Here is a 23,225-nt window from a genome sequence, read left to right on the forward strand (position 1 = left end):
CGAACACCGCGTACTGCGTGCGGCGCGCCTGTCATCCTGTCTTTCTATGCTGCTGTTCCTGGTAATCGCGGCAAGCCTGGCCGAAGGCGCCGAACAGGCGCATGGAATGCGGATTGTCTTCCACCTGCCATTCCGGGTGCCATTGCACGGCCAGGGTAAAACCGGCGGCGCTGGCCACCGTATAGGCTTCCACCAGGCCATCGTCGGCCAGGGCTTCCACCAGCAAGCCATCGGCCAGCCGGGCGATTCCCTGGCCATGCAAGGAGTTGACCATCATTTCGCTCTCGCCGCCCAGCAGGCGTGACAGCAGGCCGTCGGGCATCAACTTGATGCGGTGCGCTGGCGCGTACTGGCGCGCCAGGGGATCGAGCAAGTTCTCGCGATGGTCCTGCATGCCCGGCACCGCGTGCACGGCCTGGTGCAGGCCACCGCCCAGGGCCACGTTGACTTCCTGGAAGCCGCGGCAGATGGCGAGCAGGGGCAGCTGGCATGCCAGCGCGGCGCGGATCAGGGGCAAGGTGGTGGCGTCGCGCGCGGGGTCTTGCGGCAGGTCGGGATGGAGGATATCTTCGCCATACAGGCGCGCGTCGACGTTCGAGGCCGAGCCGGTCAGCATCACGCCATCGGCGATCTGCAGCGCCGCTTCCAGGTCCGCATCCGCGCCCAGGGCGGGCAGCAGCAGCGGCATGCAGCCGGCACCGCGCAGCACGGCGTGCAGGTATTTATCCTGTGCCATGTGCCAGACGTGGCTGCCAAGCTGGCGCTGGCAGGCGGGAACGAGAACGATGGGACGGCGCATGGGGCTTCCTCGCTGGCGTGACGATCCAATGACAGCACCGTGACGGCGCTGCCGCTCGCTTCACTGTACAGCAGAGCCGGTAGGGGCGGCCACACGGATGGACGTGGCCAGCGGCGGCACACATCGCCTACACTACGGCTTTGCAGTATTGTCCTTATTAAAATCATCATATGCCCGTCCGGCGCCAAACACCAGCGCCGCAGGCAAAGTCCCTTACTTTCCCATGCATCCACACCGTTTTCCAGCCATACCGACCACCTTTTCCACCCTGCGGGGGCAGCCATGAAGCACATGCCGTGGCGCGATTTCTTCGCCCTCGTCGTCAGCATCGGCGTCGTGGGCCTGGGCCTGGGCGCCACCATGCCGCTCACCGCCCTGACCCTGCACCAGCGCGGCGTGGGCACGGACATCATCGGCATGATCACGGCCGTCAGCGCCCTCGGCATCCTCGCCGCCTCGCCGTTCGTCTCGCGCTGGGTGGGGCGTTTCGGCGCGCGCGCCACCATGCTGGGCGCCGTGTGGGTGGCGTCGCTGGCGACGATCGCCATGCAGTTTACCGACCACCTGCTGGCGTGGAGCGTGCTGCGCTTCCTCTTCGGCGGCGCCATGGGCGTGCTGTTTACCATCGGCGAAGCGTGGGTGAATCGCCTGGCGCCCGATAATTCGCGCGGCCGCGTGGTCGCCATGTACACCACCAGCTTTACCTTTTTCCAGCTGATCGGCCCCGCCCTCGTGGCGCTGTTCAACGACAAGATCAGCTGGAGCTTCGCCGCCTGCGGCCTGCTGTTTTTGCTGGCCGTGCCGGGCTTGATGCTGATCTCGAACAGCGGCCCGGAACGCGAACCGGAAGAACACGGCGTGAAGTGGACCCTGATCCTGCCGCGCATGCCGATGATCGTGCTGGGCGCCGCCTTCTTCGCCCTGTTCGATACCCTGGCATTGAGCTTGCTGCCGCTGTACGCGATGGAGCACGGCATCGGCACGGACCTGGCGCTGCTGTCGGCCACCGTGGTGCTGGTGGGCGACACGGGCCTGCAATTCGCCTTGGGATGGATGGCCGACCGCTTCGGCCGCGCCAAAGTCCATGCGGGCTGCGGCGTGGCCGTCTGCCTGCTGCTGCCGCTGCTGCCGTTTGCCGTCGGCACGCCGTGGCTGTGGTGGACCCTGCTGCTGTTGCTGGGCGCGGCGGCGGGCGGCATCTACATGCTGGCGCTGGTGGCCTGCGGCGAGCGTTTCACGGGACTGTCGCTGACCAGCGCTAGCGCCATCGTCAACGCCACCTGGGGTGTCACCAGCGGCGGCGGTCCCCTGTTGACGGGCGTCCTGATGCAATCGGTGGGCGTGAACGCCCTGCCGGCAGTGATGTGGGTATGCGCCGCCATTTTCGTGGGCAGCGCCGTGTGGGAGCGCAGGAAGGGAATCGTCTAGCGTTTTTTACTTATTCTCCAGCCGCTGCCGCAATTCCTCGGCCACAGGGTAGTCGGGATAGGCTTGCCGGAACGCCGCCCATTCCTCCTGCGCCAGCGCACCTTCGCCCGCCTTCAAGAGGGCGTCAATCTTCACCAGCCATACGGAAGCGTCGAGCTTTGCGGGCGGCGGCATCGGCGCGGAGCGGGCCGCAACGGGCGCGGGCTTGGCCAGCGCCCGCTGCACCGGTGCCTGGCGCTGCATGCTGGCCTCGGCCTGCATGGCCGCTTGCTGCTCCATCGCCTGAGGCATTGCCGTGGCCGTGGCCGTGGCCGGGGGCGGCGGGGCCGGGGGCGCTGGCGCTGGCACGGGTATTGGTACTGACACGGGTGCCGGCACTGGCTCGGCCTGCGCTGGCATCCTGGCTGCCGCCTTGGCCATGGTGCGCGGTGCCGGCGGCGGTGGTGCAGACACCGTCGCGGGCGCAGCGGCCGGTTCGGACATCACCTCCTGCGTGACCGGCTCCCCGACCACGGGAAATTGCGCAGGCTTCGAGCCGAACCAGTCCACGCCGATCAGGTTCACCGTCAACAGCACAGCGGCGGCCAGCCCCAGCGGGACGCGCCAGCGCTGCAGATAGTCCGGTGATTTCTTTGCAGGCAAGGTGCGCTGCACGCCATCGGCGCTGTCGTTCGCCGCTGCCGGCTTGTGCAGGGCTTTTTCCGCGTCCGCCAGAATGGCCGCATCGAGCGCGCTGGAAGGCGCGGGCTGCGGCAGGCTGGCCAGCAGCGCGTTCAATTCTTCGTCGTGATGATCGTCATGATCGGTATCGTGCGTATTCATGCCTGTCCTCCCGCGCCAGCGGCGCTGTCCAAGCCCGCGCGCAATTTCTGCATGGCGTAGCGCAGCCGGCTCTTGACGGTTTCCGCCTCCGCCCCCGTCACCACGGCGATCTCGAGGATGCTCATGCCGCTGAACTGCTGCAGCACCAGCGCTTCCTTTTGCTCCACCGGCAGCGCGGCGATGGCGGCATGCAGCAGCGTGTGCTGCTGTTTCTGCTCCAGCGATTGCGGCGGTGATGTGCCCTCGTCCGCCAGTTCGCCCACGTCGTCGTGTTCCTGTCCTTCCCGCTGGCGCAGGATGTCGATCAGGCGGTTGCGCGCGATCTGGTACAGATAGGTGCGGAACGCCGCCTGCGGCTGGTAGCCGGCGCGCGCCGCATGCAGGCTGGCCCACGCGTCCTGCGCGATCTCGTCCACCCACGCGCGGCGCGGCGAACGCCAGGCCACGAAGCGGTACAGGCCCTGGCTATGGCGCCGGTACAGTTCGCGAAACGACGGCAGGTCGCCAGCGCTGTAGCGCAGCATCAGGTCTTCATCCGTCACGGTAATCAGGGTATCGGGCATAAGAACCAGTGTAGCCGAACTACGCGGCGGCGACAATTTCGCTACGCCGTCAGCGTGCAGCAGGCGCAATGGGTGCATAGCTGATGCGGCGCAATTCGCGGATCTGTCCATCCTTGAACGCCCCTTCCACCAATTCATAGCCGAGCAAAGCGAAGACTCTACCCTGCAGGAACAAGGGGCGCGCATTGCCGTACCAGTCCACGCAGGACGCGCGGCAGCCATCGTCCGGCGTTTGGCCGGAGCGCGCCGCCAGCGCGCCCAGTTCCGTCAATTGCAAGCCGCTGTTGCGCAGATAGAGAACGGATGCGGCTGACTTGTTGAGGCCAGGCCGCTCGTCCGCGCCCAGGATGGGCAAGCCGATCATGCCCTCGCCGGCCGCTTGCGGCTTGTAGAAAAAGCCGTGGCTGCGCGACTCGCCCTGCGCCGCATCGACGCGGATATAGCGTGCGGCAACCGCCGCCTGCGCACCCAGGCGGATGCTGCTGAAGTGCAGATCCCGTCCCTGCGCGCCGATCACCACGGCGTCATCGCCCAGCGCCTCGATGCGCTCCACGCCGTGCGGCAGCGACAAGGCTTGCACACTGCCCGCATCGGCCCAGCGCACGGCATACAGGGGCTGACGCGGCCAGGCCTGATCCGCCTGCCGGCGCCCGGAATTTCCCGGATTGCCGTACAACAGATAGGATCCGACATAACGGTTCTGCAAACCGTAGCCACCGCCACCGGGCAGCGCCTTGTAGCTGCTGGCGGGCGCGCTGTCGCGGCCATCGGAAAACGACGCCAATGGCACGCGCAGCAAAGCCATGTCGCCCCGCCCTTTTGCGCCATCCCACATGCCATCGCCCTGGCCTTCGGCACGCAGCAGGACATTCAGATGGCCGTCAACGCTTTCCAGGAACGAGAACTGGTCGACGGGGGCACCGGCCACTTTCAGGGCGCTGGGCGCGCTGCCATCGAGGGGAATGCGGAACACGCCGGAGTCGCTGCCGCGGCGCGTGGTCCACACGAACACGGATTCGCCCGACACATAAAACACGCGACCCTGCGGTCCCATCACGGCGGTCGCCTCGCAACGCATGTCGCGCTGTGCCAGGTCGCACACGGTGACCGTATGCAGGGTCAGGCCGGCGCCCATCTCGGGCTCTTCATCGGTGCGATAGATGCGCGTGGCCGGAGCGATGCGCTTGAAGTCGGACGGCACGGCGTCGGGGCGCCAGCGGCGCAGCGCGGGAAAACCGCTGAACGGGTCGCCACGGCGCAAGTTCAGCGACAGGGGCGAATAGAACACCAGTTTGCTGCCGACCAGGCGGCTCGCGTAATTGCGCGAGGAATAATAATCGTTGGAGCGCAAGTGATAGGTAGAGCGGTAGGCCAGCTTGCCGTCCGCGTTGACGTCGAACAGGCCGATCTCCGTACCGCCACGGCTGTAGCTGTAGCCGATCACCACCACCGTATCGCCGTCGATCAGCATCTCGTCATACCAGCTGCCCGACGGGTCGCTGCCCGGCGCGAACGCGTCGAGCGAAGACACAGGCTGCAAGGCCTTGCCGCCCACCTGCACGGTGAACAGCTTGCCGCGCCTGAGCATCACCAGGTGCTTGCCATGCAGCTTGACGATGCCGCCTTCGTCTACGCCTGCCGTCTGCACATTGGTGACCGATTCCGCCGCTTCTGCCGATGCTGCCGGCGCGGCTTTCGCCGCCATCGGCGCGGGAGGGGCCGGCGCTGATACCGCCATGGACTGCGCCGTGGCGCGCTGCAGTTTTTGCTGCTCCCTTTGCAGTGCCGCCTGGCGCGACTGCAACTGCTGCAGGTAGCTGCTCAATGCCTGCTCGCTGGCAAACGGCGCCAGGGTCTTGCGCGGCGCCGTGCCGGCGGCGTGGCTGCCTGCCGACAGCAGCAGGGACAGTATCAATGTGATCTTGAGGGCGCTGGACATCGCTTCTTCTCCGGTTGGCTGGGGTGTCCAACATGAAACGCAGCGACGGAGAAAAAGGGGTTAAACGCGCGTGAAAATATTCACGCCGCTGCCGTTACTCGAAACCGCGTATGCGGTCGCCGTTGAAATTCGGCAAGCGCCATTCGAAGTGCAAGGCCAGGAAGCGGAACAGGAAACCGGCGCCGATGGACGCCAGCTGCGCCACGGAGCTGTCGACCTTGAAGTACAGCAGGCCCACGTACAGGCTGCCCGTGAACAGGGCCACGGTGGCATACACTTCGCGCTGCAGCACGAGGGGGATCTGGTTGCACAGGATATCGCGCAGCAGGCCGCCGAAGACGCCAGTGATCATCCCTGCCAGCACGACGATGGCCGGGTGCATCTTGGCCGACATGGCGATGTCGCAGCCGATCACGCAAAACGCCACCAGGCCCAGTCCGTCGACCAGCAGGAAGATGGCACGCAGGTGGTGCAGGTAGCGCGCGACAAAGGCCGTGACGACAGCCGCGCCGATGGTAAACAACAGGTATTCGGGATGCGCGATCCAGCCCAGCGGATAGTGCCCCAGCAGCACGTCGCGCACGGTGCCGCCACCGAGCGCCGTGACGGTGCCGATCATGCAGATGCCGAACAGATCCATGCCGCGCCGCATGCCCATGATGGCGCCGGACATCGCTTCGGCAACAATCGCCACCAGGTAAATCGTATATAACAACATGCTCTTACTCTTCCGAAAATGATTTGAGAATTTGTTCGCGTTCGCGCGCTTCGCTCAGGGTGCGCGCTTCGTGGCCCGTGCCGCTGGTGCCGCGCTCTTCGCCGTTGGCCAGGCGCGTATCGGCGCCCAGGCTGCCACTGCCGCAGCTGACGCTGCTGTGGATAAAGGCATGGCTATCCTTCAGGCAGTCGCCGGCCAGGTATTCCGCATACACGTAATCGCCATCGAGCAGGGACAGGCCAGGCGGTTCCGCCAGCACCTGCTCGCGGCGGCCCTGCACGGCCACCTGCATGTAGTCGCGCCAGACGGGCAGCGCCAAAGTCCCCCCGGTGGCGTTGCCCAGGCTTTTCGGCTGGTCGTAGCCGAGCCAGACGACGGAAACCAGGCCCGAGGAATAGCCGGCGAACCAGGCGTCATACGCGTTGTTCGACGTGCCCGTCTTGCCGGCCGCGTCGCCGCGTCCCAGCGCCAGCGCGCCGCGTCCCGTGCCGCTCTTGACGACGTCGCGCAGCATGCTGTCCATGACGTAGGCGTTGCGCGTGGAGATCACTTGCGTGCCCGGCGCCGGCTCGCCCTTGGCGCGTGGCGCCGCATCGCTGAACAGCACTTCGCCGCTGCGGCTGCGCACTTCCTTGATCAATTTCGGCGGCATCTGCACGCCGCCATTGGCGAAGACGGCATACGACTGCGCCAGCTGCAGCGGCGTGACGGCGCCCGCGCCCAGCGCCAGCGGCAGGGAGACGGGATTGCGCGCGCCCTCGAAACCGAAGCGCGTGGCGTAGTGCTGCACGTAGCCGGGGCCGGCCGCCTGCATCAGGCTGACGGCGACGAGGTTTTTCGAGCGCACGAGGCCGCGCCGCACGCTGATGAAGCCTTCATAGTTGTTGCCGTAATTGCGCGGACGCCAGGGCCGCGCGCCCGTTTCCTGCGGCAGCAGCAAGCGCTGCGTATCGTCCACGGCCGTGCCGGGGAAATATCCCTTTTCCAGCGCCGCCGAATACACGAAAGGCTTGAAGCTGGAACCGGGCTGGCGGTAGGCTTGCATGGCGTGGTTGTAGTGGTTGCGGTAAAAATCGAAGCCGCCCGCCATGGCGACGATTTCGCCGCTGTGCGCCTCGACGGAAATGAGCGCGCCTTCCATCTCGGGCAACTGGCTCACCAGCCAGCGCTTCTTTGCCGCGTCGTGCATCACGCGGATCACGCTGCCCTCGACGATGGCGCGCTTGCCATCCCATTGCAGCTTGCCGCCCAGGCGCGCATCCGATGCCGCCAGCACGATCTCGTCGCCATTGCGCAGCTGCGCCGTCACCTGGCGCTTGCCGGTGGTCTCGACCTTGCGCACGAGGGCGGCGCGCAATTCTCCGCTGTCCGGATAAGGTGCCAGCTGGCGCGCCACGCTGTCTTCGGAAGCGGCCAGGCGCGCTTCCGGGCCACGGTAGCCGCGCCGCGCCTGCGCATTCAATAGCCCGTCGCGCAGCGACTTGTCGGCCGTCCGCTGCGGCACCATGCGGATGGTGGTCGTTACGTCCAGGCCCATGCTGTAGGCGCCTTCGGGATAACTTTGCAGGATCAGCTGACGCGCTTCCTCGACCGCATACGCGGCCGCGTGCACGGAGCTGTTGCGGTCCTTGTTCAGGGCCAGTTTTTCCGCCACCGCCGCATCGTATTCGGCCGGCGTGATGTAACCGAGTTCGCGCATGCGCTGCAGGATGTAGTGCTGGCGCACGGTGGCGCGCTGCGGATTGGCGACGGGGTTGTAGGCCGATGGCGCCTTCGGCAAGCCGGCCAGCATGGCCGCTTCCGCGATGCTCACGTCGGCCAGAGGCTTGTCGAAATAGATATTCGAAGCGGCGGAAAAGCCATAGGAGCGCTCGCCCAGGTAAATCTGGTTCATATACAGTTCCAGCAGCTTGTCCTTGCCGTAGTGCTGTTCCAGCTTGTAGGCCAGCAGCATCTCCGTCAGCTTGCGCTGCACGGTTTTTTCACGCGACAGGAAGAAGTCGCGCGCCACCTGCATGGTGATGGTGCTGGCGCCCTGCGCGTGGTGGCCCGTGACGACGTTGGCGAGCGTGGCGCGCGTCAGACCATAGAAATCGACGGCGCCATGCTCGTAGAAACGCGCATCCTCGATGGCCAGCAAGGCCTGGCGCATGCGCAGCGGGATGTCTTTCAACGGCAGGAATTCACGGCGCTCTTCACCGTACTCGGCCAGCAGCTCGCCTTCGCTGGAGAAAATGCGCAGCGGCAGGGCGGGCTTGTACTGCGCCAGGTGCTCGACGGCGGGCAAATCCTGCCACGCCTGGCGCAGCCACCAGCCGCCCGCCAGGGTGGCGGCCATGCCCAGGCCCAGGGCCAATCCCAGGCCGAATTTCAGATTGCGCGTCAGCTTCGACTGGGGCTTGCGGGGGGTGCTGCCGTTCGCTTGTGCTTCCATGGTGGTATTCCCTTGCTGCCAGGAGGCCGCACGCTGGCGCGTGGCACTCCATCAAAGAGGTATTGTGCACTGCAACACACCCATCCTTATCAAAAGTAAGTATTATTTAGTATTGATAAATTTTTCTTATGCAAGGCAGTGACCATGGATCTCAATCCCAAGCACACGGAAGCGTTTCGCGCCGTCGTCGAAACGGGCAGCTTCGAGCAGGCGGCGCTGCGGCTGCATCTGACGTCGCCCGCCATTTCGCAAAGGGTGCGGGCGCTGGAAAGCCAGCTGGGCAATGCCTTGATCGTGCGCAGCCGTCCCGCGCGCGCCACGCGCATGGGCCAACGCCTGATGCAGTATCTGAAGCGCGCCAAGCTGCTGGAAGCCGACTTGCAGGCGGAACTGGCGGTGCAGCAGGATGCCCCGCTGACCCTGGTGCTGGCGCTGAATGCGGATTCGATGGGCACCTGGTTCTTCCCCGCCCTGTCCGAGGTGCTGATACGCGAGCGCGTGCTGCTGGACCTGACCGTGGAAGACCAGGACCACACGTACACCTTGCTGGAGACGGGCATGGCGATCGGCTGCATCAGCACGGAAGCCAAACCCATGCGCGGCTGCACGGCCGAGCCGCTGGGCGTGATGCGCTACTGGCTGGTGGCCACGCCCGCGTTTCGCCAGCAGTGGTTCGCGCACGGCCTGACGCGCAAGGCGGCGCGCACGGCGCCCGTCGTCGCCTACACGCGCAAGGACACCTTGCAATCGTCGTTCCTGCAAGAAGCGCTGGGGTTGCCCGAAGGGGCTTACCCCTGCCATTACGTGCCGGGCGCCACCTCGCACTTCAACGCCATCCGCTATGGCCTCGGCTACGGCATGGTCCCCGAGCTGTTATTGAAGGCGAACACGGATGGCGAGCTGGTGGAAATGCTCACGCCCAAGACCCCGGCCGACGTGGCCCTGTACTGGCACACGTGGAAAGTGCAGTCGCCGCGCATGGAGCAACTGTCGCGGCAAATCATCGCGGCGGCGCGCAGCATGCTGAAATAGCTATCGTTGCATGCCCCAGCGTTTCAAGGTGACGCGCTCCAAAGTGCGAAAGCCGATGTTTTCCACCAGCAAGCCGATGACGATGACAGCTGCCAGGCCGGCGAACACCTTGTCCGTGTACAGCTCGTTGCGGTTCTGGAAGATGTACCAGCCCAGGCCACCTTGTCCCGAGGTGGTGCCGAACACCAACTCGGCCGCGATCAGGGTGCGCCAGGCAAACGCCCAGCCTATCTTCAGCCCCGAGACGATGGACGGCAAGGCGCCCGGCACGAGGATGTGCAGCACCAGGCGCAAGCCGTTCAAGCCATAATTGCGGCCCGCCATGCGCAGGGTCTCAGGCACGCCCTGGAAGCCCGCATACGTGTTCAGGGCCAGCGGCCACATCACGGAATGGACGATGACAAAGATCAGGCTGGCGCGGCCCAGGCCGAACCACAGCAGGGCCAGCGGCAGCAGGGCGATGGCCGGCAAGGGATTCAACATGGCCGTCAGGGTTTCCAGCACGTCGCGCCCGATGCGGCTGGACACGGCCAGCAAGGTCAGCACGAAAGCGGCCAGCACGCCCACGGCATAGCCTTGCAGCAAGACGACGAGGGATGCGGCTGTGCGCGTGAGCAATTCACCGCTAGCGATGCCGCCGATAAACGCCTGCGCCGTCTGCAGAAAGCTGGGCAGCAATAAATCGTTCTGCGTCCAGCGCGCCGCGCCTTCCCACAACAGGGCCAGGCTGAGCAAAATCAAGGCCTTGCGCCACAGCGCGTGCTGGCTCACACGCTGCCAGCGCGACAGCGGTTGCTCGACCGTGACGCCGGCCGGCGGCGGCGCCGCATACACGAACTCCTGGCGGATGGGCGGCTCCAGCAGCGCGCTCATACGGCCTCCCGCTGCGCAGTAACTGCTTGCGGGACAGGAACCACTTCCTCATCGAACAGCAAACCGTGGATGCGGGTGCTGGCGGCCTGGAATTCCGCGCTGCCGGCGCTGTGGAGACCGAATTGATGACTGTTGAGTTCGGCGCGCACCCTGCCCGGATGCGGCGACAGCAGCAGGATGCGGTTGCCCACGACCAAGGCTTCCTCGATCGAATGCGTAACGAACACGAGGGTAAAGCGCAGCTCTTCCCAGAGGCGGCTCAACTCTTCCTGCATCTTGCGCCGGGTCAAGGCATCGAGGGCGGCAAACGGCTCGTCCATCAGCAGTACTTCCGGCTGCATGGCCAGGGCACGGGCGATGGCCACGCGCTGCTTCATGCCGCCCGACAAGGTGTGCGGATGGGCATCTTCAAAGCCGGCCAGGCCCACCTTGGCGATCCAGTGATGGGCGCGCTCGCGGGCCGCCACCTTATCCAGGCGCTTGCTGGCCAGCAAGGGGAACATGACGTTTTCCAGCACCGTTTTCCATGGCGGCAATTGGTCAAATTCCTGGAACACGACGACGCGGTCCGGCCCCGGCTTATGGATGGGCTGGCCCTGCATGGCGATGCTGCCCGCGCGCGGCGCGATGAAGCCGGCCACGGCTTTCAGCAGTGACGACTTGCCGCAGCCGGATGGCCCCAGCAGCACGAAACGGTCGCCGCGGAACACGTCAAAACTGACGTCATGCGTGGCGCGCACGGTGCGCTGCTCGGTGCGGTATTCCAGGCTGACATGCTTGACACTGAGCAAGGGCTGCAAGGTGACCGGAGGACGTACCAGATGAAAAGCGGGCGCGTTCACATCAGCCTCCCTGCGTGATGGCGGGGTCGTCAAAAAAGTAATCGCGCCAGCTGTCGGGCAGGTTGCGGATGGCGCTCACGCGGTGCAGGAATTGCGCCAGGCCATAGGTGTTTTGCGGCGCGATCTTGAATTGCACTTGCGGGTTGGCAAAGATTTTCAGCAGCAGATTGCGGTCCACTTTGCTTTTATTCACCTTGATGTAGATGTCGGCCGCGCCTTGCGGGTTGCTGCTCGCATACTGCGCCGCTTCCGCCAGCGCGGCGATGAAGGCGCGGTAAGTCTTGGGATTGTCCTTGCGGTACTTTTCCGTCGCATACAGCAGGGTCGACGAGCTGGGTCCGCCCTGCACGTCATACGAGTTCAGGATGATGTGGGCGTTCGGGTTCTGCGCCAGTTCCTGCTCCTGGAACGGTGAATTGCCGAAGTGGCCGGTCAGCTCCGTGCCGCCGGCGATGATGGCGGCGGCCGCATCCGGGTGCGGCAGGGTTTGCGTGATTTTATCGAGGCGGGCGAATTCCTTGTCGCCCCACTGCTTTGCCACCGCCATCTGCAAGATACGCGCCTGCACGGAGACTGACACGGCCGGCAAGGCGATGCGGTCCTTGTCCGTCAAGTCCGCCAGCGTTTTCACCTTGGGATTATTGCTGACCAAGTAGTAGGGGAAATTGCCGAGCGAAGCCACGCCGCGCACGTTCTGCCGGCCTTTCGTCCGGTCCCAGATGGTCAACAGCGGACCCAGCCCAGCCCCCGCGATATCGATATTGCCCGACAACAAAGCATCATTGATGGCCGGGCCGCCAGACAGGGTGATCCACTCGACTTTCACATCGACGCCCTGCTGCTTGCCATGCTTTTCGATCAGCTTTTGTTCCTGCGCAATATTGAGCAGCAAGAAGGTGATGCCGTGCTGGCCCGCGATGCGGATCTGACCTTCGGCCCGGGCCATGGGCATGGCCATGCACAGCAGGGCGATGGTGGCGAGCAGGCGGCGGGAAAAGGTAAAGATCGGCAACATGGACACTCCTTGGTCAACTACGGTCAAAAATCAGTACGGCGCATCGCCTTCGATGGTAGTGCGGTAGAGCTTGCGGCGCTGGTCGGGCGGACAGCCCGTCGCCAGGTGCATCAGCGAACGGTTGTCCCAGAACACCAGGTCGTGCGGCTGCCAGCGGTGCACATACAGGTGCTCCGGGCGCACGCTGTGGGCAAACAGTTCGTCGAGCAGGGCGCGGCTTTCGTCGTCGGGCAAGCCGACGATGCGCGTGGTGAAGTGTTCGCTGACGAACAGGGCGCGCCGTCCCGTTTCCGGATGCACGCGCACGACGGGGTGCGTCACGGGTTTGACTTCATCGATCTGCGCCTGCGTCAGGGCGGGGCGCCATGGGTTGCGGCGGCGCAATTCTTCATACTGGCTCAGGTAGCTGTGCTCGGCACGGGCGCCGCGCACGGCGTGACGCAGCGCGGCCGGCAAGCTTTCCCAGGCCAGGTGCATGTTCGCAAACACGGTATCGCCGCCCTCGTCCGGCAACTCTTGCGCATGCAGCATGGAGCCGAGGCTGGGCACTTCCTTGTACGACAAGTCGGAATGCCAGAAATGGCCCGCGTCGCCCAGGCCGATGGGCTGGCCGTTTTCGACGATGTTCGAGATGATCAGCACTTCCGCTTGCGTGGGCAGCTGGAACTGGCGCAGCACGTGGATTTGCAAGGGGCCGAAGCGGCGGCTGAAATCGACTTGCTGCTGCGGCGTGATGCGCTGGTCGCGGAACACCAGCACGTGATGGTCGAGATGGGCATGGTGCAGGCGCTGAAAATCGCCCAGCGACAGCGGCTGCGCCAGGTCCAGCCCCAGCACTTGCGCGCCCAAGGGCGCATCGAAAGTCTCGATACGGAAGTGGCTGGTGGACTGCACGGGTTTCAGGACGGCCGACATGGGAACTCGACTAGAGTCAGGGGAAGTCCACTGTATGCCGGCCAGCCTTGCTTGCAAACGAAGCATTTACTATATGGATATGCGCGGCGCGTTGCACCAGCTTGCAACACAGGCTGTCACGCAATGGCACAGCAGCACCGGCTTTGCCCGGAAATGGCGCTAGCACGCAACTTGCTTATCTACCAAGCTTTAACCATCGTCCAGGAAAGCCATGCCCATCGTCGCCCTGCTGCTCGCCTTGCTGTTCCCTGCTTCCATCCACGCCCAGGATAGCCAGGGTGAAAGTGATCTCAGCTACAAAGCCTATGTCCACAGCAACAAGCGCATCAAGTGTTTGTACGGCTATGCGGCCGACAAGACGGGCGACCATGCGGCCGCCGTCGCCATCTTCGAAGATTGCATCCGGCGCTGGAACGATGTGTACTCGATGATTTGGCTGGCCCAGTTGTATGAAACGGGCATCGGCGTGACTAAGGACCTGGCGCAGGCGACGGCGCTGATGCGGCGCGGCGCGCATACGAATGATGACGCCGCCTATGCGCGGCTGGCGCGCTACCACTATGGCGTGGCGCTGGCCGAAGGCCGGGGCACGCCGCAGGACATTCCCCAGGCCAGAACCTGGCTGCGCCAGGCGGCGCAGGAGGGCGTGCGGGAGGCGGCCGACTACCTGGGCCGCCTGGAAGGCGCGGCACCTTAGCGCCACGCTGCTTGCTTACGCTATTGCTTCGTAGCGGGCCAGGCGGGTCGCCATGCGCGGCGCCAGCTCGTGGCCGGCCGTGACGGTCACTTCCAGGTCGTTCAGCAAGCCATCCTTCAAGCCATAGACCCAGCCATGGACGCTGAGTTCCTGGCCCCGTTCCCACGCATCTTGCACGACGGTGGTCTGGCACACGTTCAAGACTTGTTCGACCACGTTCAGCTCGCACAGGCGGTCGCCACGCTGGCGGCTCGTCAGCACGTCGCCCAGGTAGCGCTCGTGTTTCTGGCCCACGTCCTGGACGTGGCGCAGCCAGTTGTCGACCAGGCCGATGCGCGTGCCCGTCATGGCCGCATGCACGCCCTTGCAGCCGTAATGGCCGACGATGATGATATGTTTGACTTTCAGCACGTCCACGGCAAATTGCAGGACGGACAGGCAATTGAGGTCGGAATGCACGACCACATTGGCGATATTACGGTGCACAAACACGTCGCCAGGCGCCATGCCCAGCAGTTCGTTGGCGGGCACGCGGCTGTCGGAACAGCCGATCCACAGGTATTCAGGCGACGTTTGCGCTTCCAGGTTCTTGAAGAAGTTCGGGTCTTTCGCCACCATCGAGTCGGCCCAGCGGCGGTTACGCTGCAGCAGTTCCGCCAGGGCCGGGCCATTTTTCTGTTCGGTCATATCGCTCCCATTGTGTGCATACGACTGAATTGGCGGCAGATCGCGCCCATAGGCCGGCGATGCGCGCACATTTCTCAGTCGTGGTGAAAAAAACGCCGGGATGTGTGAGCATCCCGGCGCATGGTATTACGTGTGCTTACTCAAAAAAATCCTTGACCTTGTCTTTCCAGGTCTTGCTTTGCGGACTGTGCTTGGCACCGCCCTCGGTCGTCGACTTTTCAAAGTCGCGCAGCAGGTCTTTCTGTTTTTCCGTCAGTTTCACCGGCGTTTCGATGGCCACGTGGCAGAACAGGTCGCCCGCGTAACCGGAGCGCACGCCCTTGATACCCTTGCCTTTCAGGCGGAAGGTCTTGCCCGACTGGGTGCCTTCCGGGATCGTGAACGACACTTTGCCGTTCAGGGTAGGCACTTCGATTTCGCCGCCCAGTGCCGCCTTGGTGAACGAGATCGGCATCTCGCAATGCAGGTCGTCGCCTTCGCGCTGGAACACGGCATGCGGCTTGATGTGGATTTCCACATACAGGTCGCCCGACGGGCCGCCATTCGTGCCCGGTTCGCCGTTGCCGGACGAACGGATACGCATGCCGTTGTCGATACCGACTGGAATTTTCACTTCCAGGGTTTTGTTGCGCTTGATGCGACCGGCGCCGCCGCATGGCGTGCACGGGTCAGTGATGACCTTGCCGCTGCCATGGCATTTCGGGCAGGTTTGCTGGATGCTGAAGAAACCTTGCTGCATGCGCACCTGGCCGTGGCCACCGCAGGTACCGCAGGTGGTTGGCGAGGTGCCCGGCTTGGCGCCGCTGCCGTGGCAAGTGTCGCACTTGTCCCAGCTCGGCACGCGGATGGTCGTGTCGAAGCCGTGAGCAGCTTGCTCCAGTGTAATTTCCAGGTTGTAGCGCAAGTCGGCGCCACGGTACACCTGTGGCCCCGCATTGCGGCTGCGTCCACCGCCACCGCCAAAGATGTCGCCGAAGATATCGCCGAAGCTGTCGGCAAAGCCGCCAGCACCGCCGCCGAAGCCGCCACCGCCGCCCATGTTCGGGTCCACGCCAGCGTGACCATAGCGGTCATACGCATCGCGCTTTTCCGGATTGGTCAGCATCTCGTAGGCTTCTTTGACTTCCTTAAACTTTTCTTCCGATTCCTTGCTATCCGGATTGCGGTCCGGATGGTATTTCATCGCCAGTTTACGGTAAGACTTTTTGATCTCTTCTTCCGAAGCATTTTTTGCGACACCGAGTGTCTCGTAAAAATCACGCTTTGCCATGTTGTCGGCACCTTGCAGTCTATCTACTGATGTAAAAATTACACGAAAAAGCCGAGTCGAGTGCTGCACTGGGCAACGACTCGGCTCGGCCGGTCTTCGCGGCTAATCCCGCGATGTAGCGTTCAGCCCGGCTGCCCCCAGTTCATGGGAGCGCAAGACAATTACTTGCTGTCTTTGACTTCTTTGAAGTCAGCGTCAACAACGTCGTCTTGCTTGGCGCCTGCGTCCGATGCGCCAGCAGCTTGCTGTGCACCTTCCGCGCCGCCGGCAGCTTGCTGCGCTTGCATGTCGGCATACATTTTTTCGCCCAGTTTCTGCGATGCGCTCGACAGTGCTTCCACCTTGGCGTCGATCTCAGCCTTGTCGCCCGCCTTGATGCTTGCTTCCAGGTCGGTGATCGCCGCTTCGATCTTCTCTTTCTCGCCCGCATCCAGCTTGTCGCCGTATTCGGTCAAGGATTTCCGGGTCGAGTGTACCAGAGCATCGGCCTGGTTGCGCGACTCGGCCAATTCTTTGACCTTCTTGTCTTCTTCCGCGTTCAACTCGGCGTCTTTCACCATCTTCTGGATTTCAGCCTCGGTCAAGCCGGAATTGGCCTTGATCGTGATCTTGTTTTCCTTGCCGGTGGCCTTGTCTTTCGCGCCGACATGCAAGATGCCGTTGGCGTCGATGTCGAAGGTCACTTCGATCTGTGGCGTGCCGCGCGATGCTGGCGGGATGCCTTCCAGATTGAATTCGCCCAGGCCCTTGTTGCCGGCGGCGATTTCACGCTCACCTTGGAAGACCTTGATGGTCACCGCAGGCTGGTTGTCGTCGGCCGTCGAGAAGACCTGGCTGAACTTGGTCGGAATCGTCGTGTTTTTGTGGATCATCTTGGTCATCACGCCGCCCAGGGTTTCGATACCCAGGGACAGAGGAGTAACGTCCAGCAACAGCAAGTCCTTGCGTTCGCCCGACAGGACCGAACCTTGAATCGCTGCGCCCACGGCGACGGCTTCGTCCGGGTTCACGTCCTTGCGTGGATCCTTGCCGAAGAATTCCTTCACTTTTTCCTGCACCTTCGGCATACGCGTCATACCGCCGACCAGGATGATGTCATCGATGTCCGACACTTTCACACCAGCATCTTTGATAGCGATGCGGCATGGTTCCATCGTGGCCGTGATCAGCTCTTCCACCAGCGATTCCAGCTTGGCGCGGGTCATCTTCAGGTTCAAGTGGACCGGTGCGCCGTTCGCCATGGCGATGTACGGCTCGTTGATCTCGGTTTGCTGCGACGACGACAATTCGATCTTCGCGCGCTCGGCCGAAGCCTTGATGCGCTGCAGGGCGATCGGATCTTTTTTCAGGTCGATGCCGTTGATCTTCTTGAACTCGTCGATGATGTAATCGATGACGCGCTGGTCGAAGTCTTCGCCGCCCAGGAAGGTGTCGCCGTTGGTCGACAGCACTTCAAATTGTTTCTCGCCATCAACATCTGCGATTTCGATGATCGACACGTCGAACGTACCGCCACCCAAGTCATACACGGCGATTTTACGGTCGCCTTTTTCAGTCTTGTCCAGGCCGAACGCCAGCGCTGCCGCGGTTGGCTCGTTGATGATGCGCTTGACGTCCAGGCCAGCGATACGGCCGGCATCCTTGGTGGCTTGACGCTGCGAATCGTTGAAGTACGCAGGCACGGTGATGACGGCTTCGGTGACTTCTTCACCGAGGTAGTCTTCTGCCGTTTTCTTCATCTTGCGCAGCACTTCAGCCGAAATTTGCGGCGGCGCCAGTTTTTTGTCGCGTACGCCGATCCATGCATCGCCGTTGTCGGCTTTCATGATCTGGTACGGCATCAGCGCGATGTCTTTTTGAACTTCTTTTTCGTCGAACTTGCGACCGATCAGACGCTTGACTGCGTACAGCGTGTTTTTCGGATTGGTCACGGCCTGGCGTTTCGCTGGCGCGCCGACGAGAATTTCGCCATCTTCTTGATAAGCAATAATCGACGGCGTCGTGCGTGCGCCTTCAGCGTTTTCGATTACCTTTGGTTGACCGTTTTCCATGATGGAAACGCAGGAATTCGTGGTTCCCAGATCGATACCGATAATTCTACCCATGATTTATTTCCTTTTATTTGCTAGATTTCAGATGGTTCTTATATGTGGCAAAGCGGCATGGTTTCAAGGCTTGCTTGATGCCGCCCTCTGATTATTTTGCTTGCGCGGTCGTGACAATGGCTGGACGCAGCAGGCGGTCCGCAATCATATAGCCCTTTTGCAGGACTGACACGATGGTATTGGCTTCCTGCTCTGCTGGCACCACGGCAACAGCCTGGTGTTTCATCGGATCGAGCTTCTCGCCCTGCACTGGCAACACTTCCACCAGGCGGTTGCGCTCGAACGCGGCGTTCAGTTGCTTCAGGGTCATCTCGACGCCTTCTTTCAGCGATTCGATGGTCGGTGCTTCCACCGTCAGCGCCGTTTCCAGGCTGTCTTTCACCGGCACCATGGCTTCGGCAAAGCTTTCCACTGCGAATTTATGCGCTTTAGCAACATCTTCCTGCGCGCGGCGGCGGATATTTTCACCATCGGCCTTGGCGCGCATGAAGGCATCGTGCATCTCTGCAAGACGCGCTTCGGTACTCGCCAGCTGCTCTTCCAAAGTAGGCTCTGCGGGAGTCGATGGGGCAGTCGCCGCGGCGTCCGCTTGCGGATTAGGTACAGCTTGGTTTTCCTGATCTTGCATCTGAAAAGCTCCTACAATCAATGACTTAAATGAGTTAGTCTAACTATCTTTACAACACTAACGGGCAGATGGGGCTATATCCTATTGTTTCAAGGGGTATCCGTGGCAAAACCAGGATTACAGCGATCCATGTTACAGCTTATTACAAAACGCTACCCATTTCGGCCAGCGATCCGTGCGCGCGCCCCCTTGATTTTCCAGGCTTCCCATGGCAAAGCGGGCATTCTACCAGCCCCGCCGCGGCCATCGCCACTGGCGGTGTTGCTATTTGGAAAACCCCTTGGCTGCGCCAGACATGACAAAGCCGCGCAAGCGCGGCTTTTAGATGACGAAAAATGCAGTTGTCAGTTGGTCGCGCCCAGCGCCAGTGCCGCCGTGCGCGCCTGCTCGCCCGCTTTCTTGTCCGCTTCACGCTGCGGTACCGTCTTCATCGTCGGCCAGCCAATCATGTGCTGTTCCGCAATTTCCGCCATGCCTGCGATCCAGGCGGGTGTTTCGTTCAAGCAAGCGATGTAATGAAACTGCTGGCCGCCGGCCGTTTCAAAATCATGCTTGGCTTCCATGGCGATCTCTTCCAGCGTTTCCAGGCAATCGCTGGTAAAGCCGGGACACAGCAGGTCGACGCGCTTGACGCCCTGTTGCGCCAGCGCCACGAGGGTGGGCGCCGTGTACGGCTGCAGCCATTCGGCTTTGCCAAAGCGCGACTGGAAAGTCACCACGTATTGCTCTTTACTTAATTTTAACTTTTCCGCCAGCAGGCGCGCCGTTTTCAGGCATTGGCAGTGGTAGGGATCGCCCAGCAGCAGGGTGCGCTTGGGCACGCCATGAAAACTCATCACCAGTTTTTCCGGACGACCATGCGCTTCCCAGTGGTTCAGCACGGAGTCGCGCAAGGCGTCGATATACGTGTCGTGCTCGTGATACTGCTTGATAAAGCGCAATTCTGGCACATTGCGCACGTTGGCGTAATGGGCAAACACGGCGTCGTAGATGGAACCCGTCGTCGTACCCGAGTATTGCGGATAGGCAGGCAGGATGGCGATGCGCTCGCAGCCTTCGCTTTTCAGCCTGGCCAGCACCTCGGGCAAGGAAGGCGAACCGTAGCGCATGGCCATGGCCACCGTCACGCCATCGTGACCCCGCTCGGCCAGGGCGCCGGCCAGCAACTTGGCTTGCTTTTGCGTGTGCACTTTCAGGGGCGAACCTTCGCGCGTCCAGATCGACGCGTATTTCTTGGCCGACTGGCCGGAACGGAAGGGCAAAATGATCAGGTTCAAGATGAACCACCAGACGATGCGGGGAATCTCCACCACGCGCGGATCCGACAAAAATTGCTTCAGGTAGCGCCGCACGGCCGACGACGTCGGCGCATCGGGCGTGCCCAGGTTGACCAGCACCACGGCGCTGCGGTCGATACTGCCATGCGTGTACGGAGGTTCTGTTTGAAATGACATGAAGGCTCTTCGAAGGCGTTGGATGGATTAGCTGACCATTATAGTTACATTGCGTCAACATCGGGAAAGATGGAAAGGAACGGCATAAGGCTAACTGCCATTCTCGCCAGACCGGTTTACGCTCACAACGCCTAACAAAACCGTAGCGAACGGCAGCGAGGCTCGGCGCCCCCGTTGGCCCGAGAAGCGGAGCTGTGCGAAGCATGGGGCCGCCGAGGCAGCGAGCATCGCAGGCCGCGCCCCACGACGCGCAGTAGGTTTGGTTAGGTGTACTAGATAGCCAGCAACTCGCGTGCATGCTTGCGCGTGGTGGCCGTGATTTCCAGGCCACCCAGCATGCGCGCCACTTCCTCCACCCTGGCCTTGGCGTCGAGCATGTCGATGCGCGATGCCGTCTTGCCATTGTCCAGGGTGCTTTTTGCCACCTGGAAATGCTGATTCGCCTGGCTGGCCACTTGCGGCAAGTGGGTCACGCACAGCACTTGCCGTCCCTGCCCCAGGCGTTTCAACAGCCGTCCCACGACTTCGGCGACGGCGCCGCCGATGCCGCTGTCGACCTCGTCGAAGATCAGGGTCGGCGTGGTGGTGGCGTGCGAGGTGATGACGGAGATGGCCAGCGCGATGCGCGCCAGTTCGCCGCCGGACGCGACTTTCGCCAGCGAGCGGGGCGCCGTGCCCGCATGACCGGCGACGAGAAACTCGACCTGCTCGAGCCCGTGGGCGGCCGGCTCGCACGGGTGCAGGGCGATTTCAAAGCTGCCGCCCGTCATGCTCAGTTCCTGCATGGCACGCGTGACGGCGTGCCCCAGTTCCAGGGCGGCGGCGCGGCGCGTGTCGGACAAGCGCTCGGCAACGCCGCGGTACTCGGCTTCGATCTTCGCTTCCTGGCGCAGCAAGCCTTCGATGTCGGAAGCGTCGGCCAGGTGCTGCAGCTTTTCCGACAGCTTCGCGTGTTCCTCGGGTAATTCTTCGGGCGTGACGCGGAATTTGCGGGCCGTGCTGTGCATGGCTTCCATGCGCGCGTCGAGCTGGTGCAGGCGCTCCGGGTCCAGTTCGACCCGGTCCAGGTAATTGTTCAGCGCGTACACGGATTCCTGCAACTGGATGCGCGACGATTCGATCAGGTCGACGATCGGCTGCAATTCCGCGTCGACGGAGACGAGCTTGCCCAGCTTCTGGTTCAGGGCCGACAGTTGCGACACGATCGGGTGGTCTTCCGACTCGGAAATAGTCGACAGGGCTTCCTGCGCCCCTTCCAGCAGGCTGGCCGCATGCGACAGGCGGCTGTGCTCGTTCGTGATGTCCGTCCATTCACCGGGCTTGGCGGCCAGCTTTTCCAGTTCTCCCACTTGCCATTCGAGGCGTTCGCGCTCGTACAGCACGTTGGCGGCGTTGGTTTCGAATTCTTCGCGCTGGCGCACGAGGGCGCGCCAGCGCTTGTGCAGGGCCGCCACTTGCCGCGCATCCTGTTCCGCGCCCGCTTCGCGCGCCGTCGCCTGGCCATCAAGCAAGGCGCGCTGCGCTTCGCTTTTCAGCAGGGACTGGTGCGCGTGCTGGCCGTGGATATCGACCAGCATGTCGCCCAGTTCGCGCAGCTGCGCGGCCGTGGCGGGAATGCCGTTGATATACGCCTTCGAGCGGCCCGCATTGTCGATCACGCGGCGCAACAGGGCGCCGCCATCGTCGTTGGCGAATTCATGCGCCACCAGCCAGGCCTGCGCCACTTCGCTGACGGAGAAATCGGCCGTGATGTCGGCCTTGGCCGCACCTTCGCGCACCACGCTGGCGTCGCCGCGCCCGCCCAGCGCCAGGGTCAGCGCATCGATGAGGATGGACTTGCCGGCGCCCGTCTCGCCCGTCAGCACGCTGAAGCCGGCGGAAAATTCCAGTTCAATGGTATCGACAATGACAAAATCGCGGATGGACAGTGTATGGAGCATGGCTTCTGTGGTTAGGCGGCGCACCGCGGGTTGACGTAGAGAAAACTAGTTAGCTGAGCTTGCCCTCGCCCGACGGGTACTCATTCCAGTGCAACTTTTCACGCAGGGTGTTGTAGTAACTCCACCCTTCCGGATGCAGGAAGGTAATCGTATGCGGCGAACGGCGGATGAGGATGCGGTCTTGCTGCACCAGGCTGGCAAAGGTCTGCATGTCGAAATTGACGCTGATATCGCGCCCGCGCACGATTTCCACGACGATCTGGCTGGAGTCGGGCAGGACGATGGGACGGTTCGACAACGCATGCGGGGCGATCGGCACGAGCACGATGCCGCCCAGGGTCGGGTGCAGCAATGGGCCGCCGGCCGACAGCGAATACGCGGTCGAGCCCGTGGGCGTGGAAATGATCAAGCCATCCGAACGCTGGTTGTACATGAAGTGGCCATCGACCTCGACGCGCAATTCGGCCATGCCGGCACCGGCGCCGCGCGAGACGACGACATCGTTGACGGCCATGCCCACGTGAATCGACTCGCCGTCGCGCAGCACGCTGCCTTCAAGCAAGGTACGGCGTTCGGCCTTGAAGCGGCCACCGAGAATTTGCGCCAGCACGGGCAGCATGCGCTCAAGCGGAATATCGGTCATGAAACCCAAACGTCCTTGATTGATGCCGATCAAGGGTACGTCGAATGGCGCCAGCTGGCGCGCAATGCCCAGCATGGTGCCGTCGCCACCCATGACGATGGCGCAATCGGCGGCGGCGCCGATCTCGGCAGGTGACATGGCGCGCACGCCGGGAAACGCCAGATTCAGATGCGCGGCCGTCTCCGCCTCAAAGACCACCGTGTGGCCCAGCACTTGCAGGAAATCGACGATGCTTTTCACGGGCTCGGCAATGCCATCCGTATTCTGGCGCACGACCAGGGCGATGGTCTTGGCGCCCAGGTTGAAGCGTTCGCCCGGGGCTGGCGAGGGCGCGGCTGGCTGTTCGGCGGGTGTATCGACGGGCATAAGAGTCTCGGTAGTAAATTCGGTGGCAAACCGCCCCAGGCTGTCGCGTCGCACG

20 protein-coding genes are annotated in these 23,225 nt (G+C 63.1%); 3 read left to right on the plus strand and 17 right to left on the minus strand.

The features are described from left to right. Window positions 1–31: 31 nt before the first annotated feature. Window positions 32–799 (minus strand): gamma-glutamyl-gamma-aminobutyrate hydrolase family protein, encoded by a 768-nt coding sequence (locus U0004_RS27230; RefSeq protein ID WP_070254669.1) that lies wholly within the window; start codon window positions 797–799, stop codon window positions 32–34. 39 nt (window positions 800–838) lie between these two features. On the opposite strand from U0004_RS27230, the gene U0004_RS27235 reads away from it, so the two are divergent. After that, window positions 839–2,227: an MFS transporter gene (locus U0004_RS27235; RefSeq protein ID WP_412101865.1), complete on the plus strand. Its 1,389-nt coding sequence runs from the start codon at window positions 839–841 to the stop codon at window positions 2,225–2,227. 6 nt (window positions 2,228–2,233) lie between these two features. On the opposite strand, the gene U0004_RS27240 is transcribed toward U0004_RS27235, so the two are convergent. From U0004_RS27240 to U0004_RS27260, 5 genes are all read right to left on the minus strand, one after another. Continuing rightward, the gene (locus U0004_RS27240; RefSeq protein ID WP_070254671.1) at window positions 2,234–3,049 is read right to left on the minus strand and encodes a hypothetical protein; all 816 of its coding nucleotides are present in this window, start codon (window positions 3,047–3,049) and stop codon (window positions 2,234–2,236) included. Then, a complete protein-coding gene (locus tag U0004_RS27245; RefSeq protein WP_070254672.1) occupies window positions 3,046–3,612 on the minus strand; it encodes a sigma-70 family RNA polymerase sigma factor in 567 nt (188 codons plus the stop codon). The genes U0004_RS27240 and U0004_RS27245 overlap by 4 nt, the downstream gene beginning before the upstream one ends. 49 nt (window positions 3,613–3,661) lie before the next feature. Further along, complete coding sequence (locus U0004_RS27250; RefSeq protein WP_070254673.1) at window positions 3,662–5,551, minus strand: beta-propeller domain-containing protein; 1,890 nt, start codon at window positions 5,549–5,551, stop codon at window positions 3,662–3,664. A gap of 94 nt (window positions 5,552–5,645) precedes the next feature. Continuing rightward, a complete protein-coding gene (locus tag U0004_RS27255; protein WP_070254674.1) occupies window positions 5,646–6,269 on the minus strand; it encodes a trimeric intracellular cation channel family protein in 624 nt (207 codons plus the stop codon). Between the two features lie 4 nt (window positions 6,270–6,273). Next, entirely contained in the window at window positions 6,274–8,703 is a 2,430-nt protein-coding gene (locus U0004_RS27260) for a penicillin-binding protein 1A (RefSeq protein WP_070254675.1), read from the minus strand. Window positions 8,704–8,841: 138 nt separating this feature from the next. Here U0004_RS27260 and U0004_RS27265 point away from each other — a divergent pair, with 138 nt between their 5' ends. Further along, window positions 8,842–9,735: an HTH-type transcriptional regulator ArgP gene (locus U0004_RS27265; RefSeq protein WP_208672440.1), complete on the plus strand. Its 894-nt coding sequence runs from the start codon at window positions 8,842–8,844 to the stop codon at window positions 9,733–9,735. Here U0004_RS27265 and U0004_RS27270 read toward each other — a convergent pair whose 3' ends face one another. From U0004_RS27270 to U0004_RS27285, 4 genes are read right to left on the minus strand one after another with little or no spacing between them, the layout of a single operon-like run. Continuing rightward, window positions 9,736–10,608 carry an ABC transporter permease gene (locus U0004_RS27270; protein WP_070254676.1) on the minus strand — a complete coding sequence of 291 codons (873 nt, stop codon included), beginning with the start codon at window positions 10,606–10,608 and terminating at the stop codon, window positions 9,736–9,738. Then, complete coding sequence (locus U0004_RS27275; RefSeq protein WP_070254677.1) at window positions 10,605–11,450, minus strand: ABC transporter ATP-binding protein; 846 nt, start codon at window positions 11,448–11,450, stop codon at window positions 10,605–10,607. The genes U0004_RS27270 and U0004_RS27275 overlap by 4 nt, the downstream gene beginning before the upstream one ends. Window position 11,451: 1 nt before the next feature. Continuing rightward, window positions 11,452–12,465, minus strand: a complete 1,014-nt coding sequence (locus U0004_RS27280) for an ABC transporter substrate-binding protein (protein ID WP_034788721.1) — start codon at window positions 12,463–12,465, stop codon at window positions 11,452–11,454. Between the two features lie 30 nt (window positions 12,466–12,495). Then, window positions 12,496–13,380, minus strand: a complete 885-nt coding sequence (locus tag U0004_RS27285) for a TauD/TfdA dioxygenase family protein (RefSeq protein WP_070254678.1) — start codon at window positions 13,378–13,380, stop codon at window positions 12,496–12,498. Between the two features lie 211 nt (window positions 13,381–13,591). On the opposite strand from U0004_RS27285, the gene U0004_RS27290 reads away from it, so the two are divergent. Then, window positions 13,592–14,077, plus strand: a complete 486-nt coding sequence (locus U0004_RS27290; protein WP_081345528.1) for a tetratricopeptide repeat protein — start codon at window positions 13,592–13,594, stop codon at window positions 14,075–14,077. Between the two features lie 15 nt (window positions 14,078–14,092). On the opposite strand, the gene can is transcribed toward U0004_RS27290, so the two are convergent. The 7 genes from can to U0004_RS27325 form a co-directional block, all read right to left on the minus strand. Beyond that, window positions 14,093–14,764 (minus strand): carbonate dehydratase, encoded by a 672-nt coding sequence (can, locus tag U0004_RS27295; RefSeq protein ID WP_034788731.1) that lies wholly within the window; start codon window positions 14,762–14,764, stop codon window positions 14,093–14,095. 136 nt (window positions 14,765–14,900) lie between these two features. After that, the gene (dnaJ, locus tag U0004_RS27300; protein WP_034745985.1) at window positions 14,901–16,034 is read right to left on the minus strand and encodes a molecular chaperone DnaJ; all 1,134 of its coding nucleotides are present in this window, start codon (window positions 16,032–16,034) and stop codon (window positions 14,901–14,903) included. Between the two features lie 161 nt (window positions 16,035–16,195). Continuing rightward, the gene (gene dnaK / locus U0004_RS27305; protein WP_034745982.1) at window positions 16,196–18,139 is read right to left on the minus strand and encodes a molecular chaperone DnaK; all 1,944 of its coding nucleotides are present in this window, start codon (window positions 18,137–18,139) and stop codon (window positions 16,196–16,198) included. A gap of 91 nt (window positions 18,140–18,230) precedes the next feature. Beyond that, entirely contained in the window at window positions 18,231–18,767 is a 537-nt protein-coding gene (grpE, locus tag U0004_RS27310) for a nucleotide exchange factor GrpE (RefSeq protein WP_034788734.1), read from the minus strand. Window positions 18,768–19,111: 344 nt separating this feature from the next. Then, a complete protein-coding gene (hemH, locus tag U0004_RS27315; protein ID WP_070254679.1) occupies window positions 19,112–20,221 on the minus strand; it encodes a ferrochelatase in 1,110 nt (369 codons plus the stop codon). 272 nt (window positions 20,222–20,493) lie between these two features. Continuing rightward, on the minus strand, window positions 20,494–22,161 hold the full coding sequence (gene recN / locus U0004_RS27320; protein WP_070254680.1) for a DNA repair protein RecN: 1,668 nt from the start codon (window positions 22,159–22,161) through the stop codon (window positions 20,494–20,496). A 49-nt stretch (window positions 22,162–22,210) separates the two neighbouring features. Next, window positions 22,211–23,170 (minus strand): NAD kinase, encoded by a 960-nt coding sequence (locus U0004_RS27325; protein ID WP_231958491.1) that lies wholly within the window; start codon window positions 23,168–23,170, stop codon window positions 22,211–22,213. Between the last annotated feature and the right edge of the window lie 55 nt (window positions 23,171–23,225).

Origin of the sequence: Janthinobacterium lividum (assembly GCF_034424625.1) — a bacterium.
Taxonomy (GTDB): Bacteria; Pseudomonadota; Gammaproteobacteria; order Burkholderiales; family Burkholderiaceae_D; genus Janthinobacterium; species Janthinobacterium lividum.

Bases quoted from the DNA above. Each gene is read 5' to 3' on its own strand.
- recN (WP_070254680.1), bottom strand. From the start codon at position 22,161: ATGCTCCATACACTGTCCATCCGCGATTTTGTCATTGTCGATACCATT.
- grpE (WP_034788734.1), bottom strand. From the start codon at position 18,767: ATGCAAGATCAGGAAAACCAAGCTGTACCTAATCCGCAAGCGGACGCC.
- U0004_RS27270 (WP_070254676.1), bottom strand. From the start codon at position 10,608: ATGAGCGCGCTGCTGGAGCCGCCCATCCGCCAGGAGTTCGTGTATGCG.
- U0004_RS27245 (WP_070254672.1), bottom strand. From the start codon at position 3,612: ATGCCCGATACCCTGATTACCGTGACGGATGAAGACCTGATGCTGCGC.
- dnaJ (WP_034745985.1), bottom strand. From the start codon at position 16,034: ATGGCAAAGCGTGATTTTTACGAGACACTCGGTGTCGCAAAAAATGCT.
- U0004_RS27285 (WP_070254678.1), bottom strand. From the start codon at position 13,380: ATGTCGGCCGTCCTGAAACCCGTGCAGTCCACCAGCCACTTCCGTATC.
- U0004_RS27290 (WP_081345528.1), top strand. From the start codon at position 13,592: ATGCCCATCGTCGCCCTGCTGCTCGCCTTGCTGTTCCCTGCTTCCATC.
- U0004_RS27280 (WP_034788721.1), bottom strand. From the start codon at position 12,465: ATGTTGCCGATCTTTACCTTTTCCCGCCGCCTGCTCGCCACCATCGCC.
- U0004_RS27230 (WP_070254669.1), bottom strand. From the start codon at position 799: ATGCGCCGTCCCATCGTTCTCGTTCCCGCCTGCCAGCGCCAGCTTGGC.
- U0004_RS27250 (WP_070254673.1), bottom strand. From the start codon at position 5,551: ATGTCCAGCGCCCTCAAGATCACATTGATACTGTCCCTGCTGCTGTCG.
- hemH (WP_070254679.1), bottom strand. From the start codon at position 20,221: ATGTCATTTCAAACAGAACCTCCGTACACGCATGGCAGTATCGACCGC.
- U0004_RS27260 (WP_070254675.1), bottom strand. From the start codon at position 8,703: ATGGAAGCACAAGCGAACGGCAGCACCCCCCGCAAGCCCCAGTCGAAG.
- dnaK (WP_034745982.1), bottom strand. From the start codon at position 18,139: ATGGGTAGAATTATCGGTATCGATCTGGGAACCACGAATTCCTGCGTT.
- U0004_RS27255 (WP_070254674.1), bottom strand. From the start codon at position 6,269: ATGTTGTTATATACGATTTACCTGGTGGCGATTGTTGCCGAAGCGATG.
- U0004_RS27325 (WP_231958491.1), bottom strand. From the start codon at position 23,170: ATGCCCGTCGATACACCCGCCGAACAGCCAGCCGCGCCCTCGCCAGCC.
- can (WP_034788731.1), bottom strand. From the start codon at position 14,764: ATGACCGAACAGAAAAATGGCCCGGCCCTGGCGGAACTGCTGCAGCGT.
- U0004_RS27240 (WP_070254671.1), bottom strand. From the start codon at position 3,049: ATGAATACGCACGATACCGATCATGACGATCATCACGACGAAGAATTG.